General features: G+C 69.6%; 12 protein-coding genes. 5 read left to right on the forward strand and 7 right to left on the reverse strand.

Annotated features, from left to right (window positions below):
• Nucleotides 1–25: 25 nt before the first annotated feature.
• The 6 genes from ACFY2X_RS01905 to ACFY2X_RS01930 form a co-directional block, all read right to left on the reverse strand.
• Nucleotides 26–793, reverse strand: a complete 768-nt coding sequence (locus tag ACFY2X_RS01905; RefSeq protein ID WP_389931044.1) for an endonuclease/exonuclease/phosphatase family protein — start codon at nt 791–793, stop codon at nt 26–28.
• A gap of 137 nt (nt 794–930) precedes the next feature.
• Complete coding sequence (locus ACFY2X_RS01910; RefSeq protein WP_389931046.1) at nt 931–1,875, reverse strand: ROK family glucokinase; 945 nt, start codon at nt 1,873–1,875, stop codon at nt 931–933.
• Nucleotides 1,876–1,897: 22 nt separating this feature from the next.
• The gene (locus ACFY2X_RS01915) at nt 1,898–2,320 is read right to left on the reverse strand and encodes a hypothetical protein (RefSeq protein WP_389931047.1); all 423 of its coding nucleotides are present in this window, start codon (nt 2,318–2,320) and stop codon (nt 1,898–1,900) included.
• Nucleotides 2,313–3,482, reverse strand: a complete 1,170-nt coding sequence (locus tag ACFY2X_RS01920; protein WP_389931049.1) for an ArsA family ATPase — start codon at nt 3,480–3,482, stop codon at nt 2,313–2,315. Before ACFY2X_RS01920 ends, ACFY2X_RS01915 begins: the two co-directional genes overlap by 8 nt.
• Before the next feature lie 76 nt (nt 3,483–3,558).
• Nucleotides 3,559–3,996, reverse strand: a complete 438-nt coding sequence (locus ACFY2X_RS01925; protein ID WP_389931051.1) for an SRPBCC family protein — start codon at nt 3,994–3,996, stop codon at nt 3,559–3,561.
• Nucleotides 3,997–4,039: 43 nt separating this feature from the next.
• On the reverse strand, nt 4,040–4,807 hold the full coding sequence (locus ACFY2X_RS01930; RefSeq protein WP_389931053.1) for a metallophosphoesterase: 768 nt from the start codon (nt 4,805–4,807) through the stop codon (nt 4,040–4,042).
• A 211-nt stretch (nt 4,808–5,018) separates the two neighbouring features.
• Here ACFY2X_RS01930 and ACFY2X_RS01935 point away from each other — a divergent pair, with 211 nt between their 5' ends.
• From ACFY2X_RS01935 to ACFY2X_RS01950, 4 genes are all read left to right on the forward strand, one after another.
• Nucleotides 5,019–6,812 carry an AMP-dependent synthetase/ligase gene (locus ACFY2X_RS01935; RefSeq protein ID WP_389931055.1) on the forward strand — a complete coding sequence of 598 codons (1,794 nt, stop codon included), beginning with the start codon at nt 5,019–5,021 and terminating at the stop codon, nt 6,810–6,812.
• Between the two features lie 295 nt (nt 6,813–7,107).
• Nucleotides 7,108–8,421: an ABC transporter substrate-binding protein gene (locus tag ACFY2X_RS01940; RefSeq protein ID WP_389931057.1), complete on the forward strand. Its 1,314-nt coding sequence runs from the start codon at nt 7,108–7,110 to the stop codon at nt 8,419–8,421.
• 97 nt (nt 8,422–8,518) lie between these two features.
• Entirely contained in the window at nt 8,519–9,469 is a 951-nt protein-coding gene (locus ACFY2X_RS01945; RefSeq protein WP_389931058.1) for a carbohydrate ABC transporter permease, read from the forward strand.
• A complete protein-coding gene (locus ACFY2X_RS01950) occupies nt 9,466–10,296 on the forward strand; it encodes a carbohydrate ABC transporter permease (protein WP_389931060.1) in 831 nt (276 codons plus the stop codon). Before ACFY2X_RS01945 ends, ACFY2X_RS01950 begins: the two co-directional genes overlap by 4 nt.
• Nucleotides 10,297–10,307: 11 nt before the next feature.
• Here the strand turns inward: ACFY2X_RS01950 and ACFY2X_RS01955 are convergent, their stop codons facing one another.
• Nucleotides 10,308–11,093 carry a DeoR/GlpR family DNA-binding transcription regulator gene (locus ACFY2X_RS01955; protein ID WP_389931062.1) on the reverse strand — a complete coding sequence of 262 codons (786 nt, stop codon included), beginning with the start codon at nt 11,091–11,093 and terminating at the stop codon, nt 10,308–10,310.
• Nucleotides 11,094–11,304: 211 nt separating this feature from the next.
• On the opposite strand from ACFY2X_RS01955, the gene ACFY2X_RS01960 reads away from it, so the two are divergent.
• The gene (locus ACFY2X_RS01960) at nt 11,305–12,360 is read left to right on the forward strand and encodes a substrate-binding domain-containing protein (RefSeq protein WP_389931064.1); all 1,056 of its coding nucleotides are present in this window, start codon (nt 11,305–11,307) and stop codon (nt 12,358–12,360) included.
• The last annotated feature ends 17 nt before the right edge of the window (nt 12,361–12,377 follow it).

Raw genomic sequence — 12,377 nt, forward strand, 5'->3', positions numbered from 1 at the left:
CCGGGGGACGGGAGCCTGCCGGCCGTCACGGGAACAGTGCTCCTCGCGGACCTTCCTGATCCCGCTCCTGGACATATTCCACGTGATCATCGGATCCGGGACCCGGATGGCTCAGCTCGGCGACCACCGGCAGGTGGTCGGTGGCCGCCGTCAGGTCGGCCGGATCGACCTCGGCCCCGCCGCAGGAGATCACCGAGAACCCCGCCGCCGCGAAGATCCCGTCGATGCGCTCACGCGGCCCCCTGGCGGGAAAGGTGCGGCCGTCCCCTCGCGGGGAGACCGGATAGCAGTCGGTCAGCCGCTCGGCGAGGTATCGCCAGGTCGGCTCGTGCGACTGCTCGTTGATGTCCCCGGCGAGCACCGGCAACGCGCCGAAACGATCGGCGGCGGCCCGCAGCAGGGCCATCGCCTCGGCCGCGTGGTGCAGCCGGGCGGCCCCGTCGAGGTCCAGGTGGACGGAGCCGACGGCCACCCGCTGCCCCCCGGTCTCCACCACCGCGATCGCGATCGCGCGCTGTTCCAGGCCGAAGAAGAACTTCAGCAGGTGGCCCTCTCCGTGCAGCAGCCGCACGCCTGGGCCGATCAGCACGCTCACCCCGCCGAGGCGGCGGCCCGCCGCCACGCTCAGCCCCCCGGAGGCGGCCAGCTTCCCGCGCTTGCGGCGCCAGCACAGGAAACGGGGCGCCTCCTGCACGCAGAGCACGTCGGCGCGGAGCGCGGTGATCACCCGTCCCAGCGCGGCGACGTCGTCTTTCATGGAACGCACGTTGTAGCTGGCGACCCTGAGCACCACGGCGACCTCACACGACGAGACGTGACGTGAGCGTAGCTCCGCGGGCCCCGGCGCACCAGCGCCCGTACGCCGGAACCGACGTCATCGTGTGCGGGCGGACGGCTCCGGGCCGCCCCAGGTGGCCACGCGAGCGCGCCTCAGCGCCTTCGTGCGAGGTCCGCCGCGCCGACCAGGCCCGCGGACGCGCCCAGTTCGGCGAGGCGGATGTCGGCCAGCGGACGGTGCCCCCGGCCGGACAGGTCCTCGGCGAAGGCCTCGCGGGCCTGGTCGAACCAGAGATCCGAGGCGCGCGAGACACCGCCTCCGAGGACGAAGCAACCGGGGTCGAGGACCGCGGCGAGGTCGGCCATTCCCTGGCCGAGCCACCTGGCGATCGAGGAGAACGCGGCCAGCGCGGCGGGGTCTCCCTGCCGGGCCGCCTCGGTGACCTCCTGGCCCTCGATCTGGTCGGGCGTGCCACCGGCGATCTCCAGCAGCCTGGCGGCGCGTTCCGGGTCGGCGGCGGCGATCTCCTTGGCCTCGATGACCAGGGCGTTGCCGCTGGCGTACTGCTCCCAGCACCCCAGCTTGCCGCAGCCGCACAGGCGTCCTCCCGGAACCACCTGCATGTGGCCGAGCTCGGCGCCCATGCCCCAGCGGCCCCGGTAGAGCGAGCCGTTGAGCACGATTCCGCCGCCGATGCCGGTGCCGACGGTCACGCACACCAGGTGGCTCTCGCCACGCCCGGCACCGAACTTGGCCTCGGCCCACGCCATCGCGTTGGCGTCGTTCTCCACCACGACGGGCAGGCCGACGAGGCCGGAGACCTTCTTCTGCAGCGGCTCCTCACGCCAGGCGAGGTTGGGCGCGAAGCGTACGACCGACCGCGTCTCGTCGACGAACCCGGCGGCGCCGAGCCCCACGGCCTCGATCTCCCGGCCCTTGGCCAGCTCCCGGATCATCTCGGCGATCATCTCGGCGACCTGCTCGGGGTTGTCCGCCGGAGTCGGACGCAGGAGATGCTCGACGATCTGCCCGTCCTCGTCCACCACGCCGGCCGCGACCTTGGTACCGCCGATGTCAATGCCGATGGTCAGCGCCATTGTCCACCTTCTCCCCCTGGGCTCACCCCAGGTCGATGTGCTCCACGGGGGTCTCTTCCTGGTTGCGTTCGCGCGCCCGCTGTGACGGCGACGGCTTGTTGAGCCCGTCGACGGCGGACTTGAACGCGGCGAACAGCTCGCTGCCCGCCTGCATCAGGTGATCGGCGACCACGCCACCCGACTCGCGCTGGGCGGCCATCGCGCGGCAGACGGGGCAGGCCCGGCAGATGTATTCGTCATGCTCGGAGACCGCCTCCCCCCACACGTCCTGGCTCCTCCCCCGGCCGCCACTGGAGAACGTGCCGCCGAACCCGGTCATCGTGCCCTTGATCAGGTTCTTGCGCAGCTCTCTGGCCGCTTTCTGCTGGAGCGCCTCAAAAAGCTTGAACGCCTCTTCGGTCGCGCTGCTCAGCGGGTCTCTCTCGTTGTCGGTCTTTTCAGTCATCACGCCCTCCCGCCTCGAACCGTACCCGGAGAAGGCCGTCGCGGAGCACGGCCTCTCGCACGGATCTGCGGGCGAGGGCCGCGGGCAGGGCCAGGACCCGGCGGTAGGCTCCCACGTCGACGATCAGTTCGTCCCTCTTCCGCGCCAGGTCCACCTCTCCCTTCTCGGCGAGCGGCAGGGCGAGGATCAGCTCGCCCTCGGGGGTGATCCGCAGGGGCGGGTCCCCCGCGGGCGGGGCGAAGGGGTCGGCCTCGCCGTACATGGCCTCGGCGACCCGGCCGAGGACCTCGACGCCGACGGGTTCGGCGTCGAGGTAGGGCACGGTGTGGACGGGCAGCGGGGCGAAGGACTCCTCGACCTCCGCCATGTGCCTGGCCTGGGCCGTCACCCACTTCCGCCGCCACGGGTCGGCGCCTTCGGCGGGGAAGACCCGGTTGGCGATCACCGCGTCGACGCGGTAGCCGTACAGGCTGAGGGAGGTGAGCGTACGGCGGGCCTCGGCCAGCACGACGGCCTCGGGGGTGAGCACCAGCCGCACGCTGGCGTCGGGGCCGGTGAGCAGTTCGCGGATCTCCAGCAGGCCTCGGTGGAGCCGCTCCCCCGCACCCACCACGTGGTCCTCGGGCACGCTGACCTGCGCCACCCGGCGGATCAGCGGGGAGAGGGTGCGCAGCAGACGCCTGCCGACCGGCAGCAGCCGGTTCACGTGCCAGTCGAGCGCCTCGGGCAGGGCGAGCAGCCGAAGCGTCTCGGCGGTGGGCGCGCAGTCGACGACGATCACGTCCCATCGCCCGCTGCGGGCCTGCTCGCGCAGCTCCAGCAGGGCGATGACCTCCTCGGCGCCCGGCAGCACCGTGATCTCCTCGGCGGTGACCTCGTCCAGGCCCAGCTCGGCGAACAAGCCCGTCGCGTAATCGCGGAGCTCGCCCCACTGGCGCTCCAGCGCCTTCTGGGTGTCCACCTGGTACAGGTAGAGGCCGGGCGAGACCTCGGCGGGCTCGCCTCGAGCGGTCACGCCGAGCGTGTCGGCGAGCGAGTGCGCGGTGTCGGTGGAGACCACCAGCGTCTTGTGCCCGGCCTTGGCGGCGAGGGTGGCGGTGGCCGCCGCCGCGGTCGTCTTGCCGACGCCTCCCTTGCCGGTGAACAGCAGGACCCTGCTCACGTGCCCTCCCCGCCCGGGGGCTCGAAGCCCGCGCCCGCCGTCACGGTGCGTTCACAGGCTCGCGCACCCGGCTCTCTCATGAGCCTTCGACGCGCTTCTTCAGCCCCTTCAGGGCGGTGTCGATGATGACCTTCTCCGCCTTGCGCTTGATCATGCCGATCATCGGGACCTTGAGATCCACGGCGAGTTCGTATGTCACCTCGGTGCCGTCGCCCGTGTCCGCCAGGCGGTAACTTCCGGTGAGCCCGGAGACCATCTTCCCCTCTTCGGCGACCTTCCAGGCGACGGACTCCTCGCCGTTCCAGGTGTAACCGAGGGTGTATTCGTCGCTGATGATGCCCGCGTCCAGGGTGAACCGGACCATGGCCGGGCGGCCGTCCTCCCCCGTGGAGAGGACCTGAGCCGACTTCACCTGGCCCGCCCACTCCGGGTATGAGGCGAAGTCGGCGATCACCGTGATGACGGTCGACCGGTCGGCGCCGATCGTGATGCTCGAAGTGGTGCGATCAGCCATGGGCTTACCGTACTCGTTCATCGTTTCCGGGCGAACGTCCGGCTCACCACTCCAGTACGAAGGGCACTCCCCTGCCGCGGAAGTGGCCCACGTTGAGGCATTCGGTCCTGCCGATCCGCGTGCGCGCCGCCAGGGGCTGGTGCACGTGGCCGAACAGGGCGTAGCGCGGCTGGGTCCGCCTGATCGCCTCCAGCGTGGCCTCGCTGCCCCGCTCGAAGCGCCGGGCCACCACGTCGTAGAGCAGTTCGGGGACCGCGGGAGGGATGTGGCAGCAGAGCACGTCCACCTCGCCCACGGCCTCCACCTTGCGCGCGAACTCCTCGTCGTCGATCTCGTTCGGCGTCCGGTACGGCGTGCGCAGCCCGCCCCCGACGAAGCCGAACCGGAGTCCGCCGATCTCCACGGTCTCCCCGTCGAGCACGTGGTGGCCTTCCCTGACGTATTCGGGCCAGTAGCGCGGCAGGTCGACGTTGCCGTGGGTGAGGTAGGCCGGGGTCGGCATCGCGGCGAAGATCTGGTCGTACTGCCGGCGGACGGAGCGCTCGATGTGATCGCGTGGATCCCCGTCCAGCGACGCCCAGAGCGCGGCCGACATCGCCCGCGCCTCCTCGAACCGTTTCGCCGTACGCAGGGCGATGAAACGCGCGGCGCTGTCGGCCCCGAACAACTCGGCGAAGATGCCCTGGGAGTGGTCGTCGTAGTCGACGAACAGGATCAGATCACCCAGGCAGATGAGCGCGTCGGCGCCGTCTCCCGCGCGTGCCAGGGCGTCGGCCCTTCCATGCACATCGCTGACGACATGAACCCGCATGCCGGCCATCCTAACCGTTCGCAAAACACGGACATCGGCGATGGATCAGACACGACATCGGGGGCGCACGGCGGTCCGGCGGCCCGCCGCGCCGAGACTGATACGGTGAAATTTCCCTAGGTAACGCCTGGGTGACGCCCCCTACCCATGCGTAACTTATCGCGATAGCTTCCAGGCAGCCCATCGATCCACGTGTATTCAGGAGTGACCCGTGCGCGAGTACAGCGTCCCCGTGCTGGTGGATGTCCCATCCTCCGCCAACCTGACCGACACTGTGTTCCAGCGCGCCGAACAGGAGCCGGGCACCGTCGTCATGCGCCGCAAGGTCGGCGACGGCTGGGTCGCCGTCACCGCGAGGGAGTTCTGTGACCAGGTCGCCGCGACGGCCAAAGGACTGATCGCGGCCGGCGTCGAGCCCGGTGACCGGGTGGCTCTGATGTCACGCACCCGCTACGAGTGGACGCTGATCGACTACGCGATCCTGGCCGCCGGCGCGGTCAACGTGCCGATCTACGAGACCTCCTCGCCCGACCAGGTCAAGTGGATCCTCGCGAACAGCGGCGCGAAGGCCGCCTTCGTGGAGCTGGAGCCGCACGAGGACACCGTTCGCGAGGTGCTCGCCGAGTTGCCGGAGCTCAAGGACCTCTGGCGCATCGACGGCGGCGCCCTGGACGAGCTGGTCGCGCGTGGCGCCGAGATCTCCGACGAGGCGCTGACCGAGCGCAGGACCGGCCGCGGCGCCGCCGACCTGGCCACCATCGTCTACACCTCGGGCACCACCGGCAAGCCCAAGGGCTGCCGCCTGACCCACGACAACCTGCTGTTCACCGCCAGGAACGTGGCGTCCGGCCCGCTCGAGCCGCTGTTCTACGTGCACGACGGGGCGGCGCTGCTGTTCCTTCCGCTCGCGCACGTCTTCGCCCGCATGATCCAGATCGTGCTGGTCGAGACCGGCACGCTCCTCGCGCACACCCCGAACATGAAGAACGTCGCCCCCGACCTTCAGAGCTTCAGGCCGACCTTCCTGCTCGGCGTGCCGCGGGTGTTCGAAAAGGTCTACAACGGCGCCGAGCAGAAGGCCGCCAAAGAGGGCAAGGGCAAGATCTTCCATGCCGCCGCCGCCACCGCCATCGCCTGGAGCCGGGCGGAGTCCGCGGGCGGGGCCGGGCTCGGCCTCAGGCTCAAGCACGCCCTGTTCGACAAGCTGGTGTACGGCAAGCTCCGCGCGGCCACCGGCGGCAGGCTGTCGGCCGCGGTGTCCGGCGGCTCGGCCCTGGGCGAGCGGCTCTCCCACTTCTTCCGCGGCGTGGGCATCGAGGTCTTCGAGGGCTGGGGCCTGACCGAGACCTCCGCCCCGTCCGCGGTCAACATGCCGGGAGCCAACAAGGTCGGCACCGTCGGCAAGCCGTTCCCCGGCGTCACGATCGGCATCGGCGACGACGGCGAGGTGCTGGTCAAGGGCCGCCACGTCTTCGACGGCTACTGGAACGACGACAAGGCCACCGCGGACGTGATCGACGCGGACGGCTGGTTCCACAGCGGCGACGTCGGCGAGCTCGACAAGGACGGCTACCTGCGCATCACCGGCCGCAAGAAGGAACTGCTGGTCACCGCGGCGGGCAAGAACGTCGCGCCGGCCCCGATGGAGGACCGCATCCGCGCCCACCCGCTGGTCAGCCAGGCGATGGTGGTCGGGGACGACAAGCCGTTCGTGGCCGCCCTGATCACGCTCGACCCCGAGGCGCTGGAGTCGTGGAAGGCCGCCAACGGCAAGGCCGGGGCCACGCTGGCCGAGCTCAGCGCCGACCCGGCCGTCATCGCCGAGGTGCAGAAGGCGGTCGACGACGCCAACCGGTCGGTCTCCAAGGCCGAGCAGATCAAGAAGTTCACCGTCCTCGACATCGAGTTGAGCGAGGAGACCGGACACGTCACCCCGAAGCAGTCGATCAAGCGAAACATCGTGATGCGCGACTTCGCCAAGCAGATCGACGCCCTGTACGGCTGACGCCGACCCGCCCGGCCGCGGTGACCGTCCCGGTCACCGCGGCTTTTTCATGGCCTCCCGCCGCTCGATTGATCCGACGAATCCGCGGTCACCGGCCGGTCGAATCCACAGTCACACTTCAGTATCGGCCGTTGGAAAACGTCGCTTTATGTCTTGACCTGTTGCGTTCCACGAGCGTATGAGTTGTTCTACCCATCGGCGGTAAACAAGATTTCTTACTGAAGAACACGGAAATCGGGGCCATTACATCGGATGACTAGGGCCTTCGCGGTCCGCTGGGAAGAAGGTGACACCGTTGGGTAGAAGCCTCGCCGTCGTCGCCGTCTCGCTCGCCGTACTGGCGGGACTGACGGGATGCGCCCGCGACACCTCCGGCGAAGGCGCGTCCTCCGCGTCCTCATCCGCCCCGGCCTCCCCGGGGAAGCAGAAGGTCTCCTTTCTGATCTTCCCCTCGCCGAACCTGCCCGAGTCCTACTGGAAGGAGCAGGTCAAACGCGTCACGGACGGCAATCCCGATCTTGAGGTGGAGCTGGTCTCCGCGCCGTCGGCGGCCGACCGCAACGACTACGCCAAACAGCTCGCCGCCTCGGGCCAGCTCCCCGACGTCCAGATCGGCATGCAGGACCTCGTCGGCATGGCCCCCAGCCTGGCGTCCTGGTCCCCCGAGGAACTCGGCGACTTCCTCTGCCCGGCCTGCGGCGCCGTGAACGGCAAGATCGTCCAGCTGCCCGCCAACACCCAGACGATCCCCAACGTCTTCTACAACAAGAAGCTGTTCGCGAAGGCGGGCGTCAGCGCGCCGCCCAGGACCTACGCCGAACTGCTGGCCGCCGCCGGGAGGCTCAAGGCCGCGGGCATCACGCCGTTCGTGATCGGGGGCGCGGCCAGCGGCTCCTTCGTCGCCTCGCAGGCCTGGACCGGCATCCTCGCCACCGACCTGTACGGCAGGACCCCCGGCTGGATGACCAAGCGGCGCGAGGGCGCGGTGAGGTTCGCCGGGCCCGAGATGAGGGCGGCCGCCCAGAAGTTCGCCGACCTCGCGACCAGGGGCTACCTGGACAGGCGCCAGCTCTCCCAGGACTACCCCGCCACCCAGGAGGCCTTCCTCTCCGGCAAGGGAGCCATGTATCCGATGGGCAGCTGGTTCGCCGCCGGAGCCGACGCCTCGAAGATCAAAGACGACATCGGCGTGTTCCCCTGGCCGGCCGACGACGGCACCCTGCACGTGCCCGCGTTCACCGGCGGCGGCCTGTCGGTCAGCGCGAGTGCCGGGAACCCGGCGGCGGCCAAGAGGTTCGCCCTCGCCTTCCAGCTCGACAAGGGCAACCTCGACGCCTCGGTGAAGGCCGACGCGCTGTTCCCCGCGGTCAAGGGCTACACACCGCCCGCGGGCATGGGACCGGTCTTCACCGCGACCTACGACCTGTGGCAGCGGGCGGTCCGGCAGAACGCGACGGTTCCCGCCTTCAGCTGGGAGGCCGGCGACACAGCCCTGCTGCCCGGCATGCAGGGCAAGTTCTGGTCCTCGGCACAAGACCTGGTCTCCGGAAAGAAGAGCGTCGACGAGACCCTCGCCTTCCTCGACGGCGAGTGGGACAAGTCCAGCTGACGGCGCCGGGGCGGGCGCCCGTGCCTCTCCCGCCCGCGAGCCGCCGGATCACCCGCGAGCACACCCAGGAGACCCACGAGCGAAGGAGCGCGCCGGCATGGTCGTGGACCTCAGCGCACCACCGCGGAGCCGCCCGGCCCCGGCCAGGCGGCGAAGACGGCCGCGAGGACGACCCCGTGGCCCGGGGCTGTGGCACTTCCTGACCTTCGCCGCGCCGGGCACCCTGGTCTACCTCTGTCTCGTGCTCCTGCCCATCGCGCTCAGCTTCGGCTACAGCCTGACCAACCGGAGCCTGCTGCGCCCGGAGGCCGAGTTCGTCGGGCTGCGCAACTACCGGCTGCTGCTGGAGGACGAGACGTTCCTGGAGTCGCTGCGCGTGACCACGATCCTGACCCTGATCGTGATCGTGGTGCCGAACGCGCTCGGGCTGGCGGTAGCCGTACTCCTGGACCGGCGCGGCTGGCTCTACAACGCGCTGCGCGCCGTCTTCTTCACCCCGATGGTGATCAGCTCGGTGGTGATCAGCGTCATCTGGACCCGCGTGCTCGCCGACGACGGGCCGCTCAACCAGGCGCTTCGCGCGGCCGGCGTGAGCGACCCGCCCGGCTGGCTGTCGGATCCGGACATCGCGCTGTACTCGCTGGCGTCGATCGTGTGCTGGCAGATGCTCGGCTTCTGCGTGGTCGTCTACCTCGCCGGGCTCCAGGGCATCCCTCAGGAGCTGTCGGAGGCCGCCGCGATCGACGGCGCGGGTCCGGTACGCCGTTTCCGGAGTGTCACCTGGCCGCTGCTCGCCCCGGCGCTCACGATCAACACGGTGGTCATGCTGATCTCCGCCTTCAAGGTCTTCGACCACGTCAAGGTGATCACCAACGGTGGTCCCGGCACCGGCACGACGGCGACGGTCGCCTTCGTGGTCCTGCAGGAGGGGTTCGTGGAGAACCGCACCGGCTACGCCTCGGCCGAGGCGATGGTGATGCTCCTGCTCATCGCCACGCTGTCGGTTGTCACGCTCAGGTTCCTGCGGCGAAGGGAGACCCAGCTGTGAACGCCTCCGCCCGCCCCTGGCTCCGGCCCCTGGTCGCGCTCACCGTCAGCGCCGTCTTCTTCGTGCCGCTCTACGTGGCGCTGGTCAACGTCTTCAAGGAGAGCGGCAGGGTCGCCGGGGAGGCGATGGCCCTGCCCGTCCCCCCGACGCTGGACAACCTGGCCAACGTGCTCACCAACCCCGACAGCCTCTTCTGGCCGTCGCTGCGGACCAGCGTCGTGGTGACCTCGGTGTCGATCGTCGTCCTGACCATGCTGTCGGCCATGCTGGGGCACTATCTCGCGCGGAGCCGCTCGTGGTGGGCCAGGGGCCTGATGGTGCTGCTGCTCTGCGGCCTGATGATCCCGCCACAGGTCATCCTCATCCCGATCACACAGGTGCTCAAGGCCGTCGGGCTGATGTCCACTCTTCCCGGCCTGGTGCTGTTCAACGTCGGCTACTACGTGCCGTTCGGGGTCTTCGTCTTCGCCGGGTTCATGAAGGGCGTCCCGGCGGAGCTGGAGGAGGCGGCGGCGATCGACGGTGCGGGGCGCTGGACCGTCTTCTGGCGCGTCGTCTTCCCGCTGCTCCGCCCGGCCAGTGCCAGTGTGCTCATCTTCCTGGGGGTGTGGATCTGGAACGACTTCATCGACCCGCTGATCATCTTCGGTCCCGGTCAGGGCACCACGATCATGACCGGCATCTACCGGTCCCTGGGCCAGTACGCCTCGGACCTCGGCGGCGTCTTCGCGCTGATGTTCCTGGCCACCCTGCCCATCCTGGTCTTCTACCTGGCCCTGCAGAGGCAGTTCGTCAAGGGCCTGACGGGAGGCGCCACCAAGGGGTAGCCCGCCCGCCCTCAGGCGCCATCCCCCCGGCCGGCGATCACCAGGTCGCCGACGTGGTCGGCCAGGGCCTGCCTCGCGAACGGGCTCAGCCCGGCGTCGCTGACCAGCACGTCGGCCTCGCCGAGCTGAGCGATCGTGCTGATGCCGATCGTGCCCCACTTGGTGTGGTCGGCCAGCACGACGAGCCTGGAGGCGGCCTCCACCAGGGCCCGGTCGGTCTCGGCCTCCATCAGGTTCGGGGTCGTGAAGCCGGCGTGGGTGCTCATGCCGTGCACTCCCAGCAGGAGCAGGTCCACGTTGAGCAGCCGGATGGCGGCCACCGCGACCGGCCCGACGAGCGCGTCGGAGGGGGTGCGCACGCCGCCGGTGAGCACCACGGTGTGGTCGGCGCGGCCGGAGCGGTGGAAGACGTCGGCGACCCTGACGGAGTTGGTCACCACGGTCAGCCCGGGGATGTTGACCAGGTGGTGGGCGAGCCTCCAGGTGGTCGTGCCGCCCGACAGCGCCACCGCGATGCCGGGCTCGACCATGGCCGCGGCGCGGCGGGCGATGACCTCCTTCTCCTCCTGCTGCTGCACGGATTTGGCGGCGAAGCCGGGCTCGTCGGTGGAGCCGGGCCCCATGCTGGTGGCTCCGCCGTGAACCTTGGCGAGCAGGCCGCGCTCGGCGAGCACCTCCAGGTCGCGGCGGATCGTCATGTCGGACACCCCCAGTTCCCGGACGAGGTCTCCGACCCGGACGGCGCCCTGCACCCGAACGAGCTCCAGAATCACCTGCTGCCTTTGCGGGGCGAGCATCGCGCCTCCCTCAGGGCAACCCGGACCAACAGATTCCAACGGATTGTCACCCAGCAAAGCGTACTTGGAGCCCTCACTCAAGGCCTTGATGGTGAATTATGTCGAAATACATCTGTGACATTGATTAGTATTGCGCGTTTCTGGTGATACGTGATCCCTTTCTTGCTAGAAAATCTTTCTTACTTCGGGGGTCAGAGAGGAGCGGGTAGCCATGACCACGGCACCGAACCGTCGCCCTGGATTGATCGCTGTCACCCTTCTGCTGACGATCGGCCTGGCGGGCTGCTCGTCCGGCAGGGAACCCACCTCGGCGGCACCGCAGGACAGACCCGCCGAGCCGGGAAAGACCTCCATCGCCTACCTGCAGAAGCAGGGCGACCAGGAGTACTTCATCGGCGAGGCCGAAGGGGCCAAGGCCAGAGCACGAGAACTCGGCGTCGAGCTCAAGGTGGTGGACCTCGGCGAGGACGCCAACAAGGCCGTCAGCGAGACCCAGGCGGCCATCGGCCAGAAGGTCGGCGGGATCATCATCGTGGTGCCCGCCCCCGCCGTCGGGCCTCAGGTCGTCCAGCTGGCGAAGGCCGCCGGCGTCCCTCTCCTGACCTCCGACGACCAGGTGTGCGCCGACGGCCCCGACCCGGCCTCCTGCGCCAAGGACGAACTCGTCCCACGGGTCGGCTTCAGCGGCACCCAGATGGGCGAGTCCGTCGGCACCAGGGCCGGCGAGGAGTTCAGGAAGGCCGGATGGAAGCCCGAAGAGTCGGCGATCATCACGGCCTGGCAGCAGGACGTGACGGTCTGCACCGACCGGGTGAAGGCGGCCGTGCCGAAGTTCAAGGAAGCCGCGGGTGTCACCGACATCAAGGTCATCGAGGTCGGCACCGACAACACCCCGACCGGAGCCCAGGACAAGGTCGCCGCGACGATCAGCGGCAACCGGTCCGTCAAGAACTGGATCATGCTCGGCTGCAACGACGAGAACGTCAGCGGCGGCGTGACCGCGATGCAGAACGCGGGAATCAAGCCCGGCAACATCATCGGCGTCGGCCTCGGCGCCTACCTGGCGTGCAAGGACTGGAACAGCGGCAAGCCCTCGGGCATGAAGGCCGCGCTGTTCATCAACGGCTTCGAGGTCGGCAAGCTGGCCGTGCAGACCATGTACGACAGGATCAAGAGCGGCACCGCGATGCCCCCCGAGGCCTTCGCCCCGACCAAGATGGTCGACGCCGCCACCTGGCAAGCCGAAGGCGTGAAGTGCAGCGCCTGATCCGGCCCTGACGACCG

It is taken from the genome of Streptosporangium sp. NPDC000396 (assembly GCF_042898655.1).
Lineage (GTDB): Bacteria > Actinomycetota > Actinomycetes > Streptosporangiales > Streptosporangiaceae > Streptosporangium.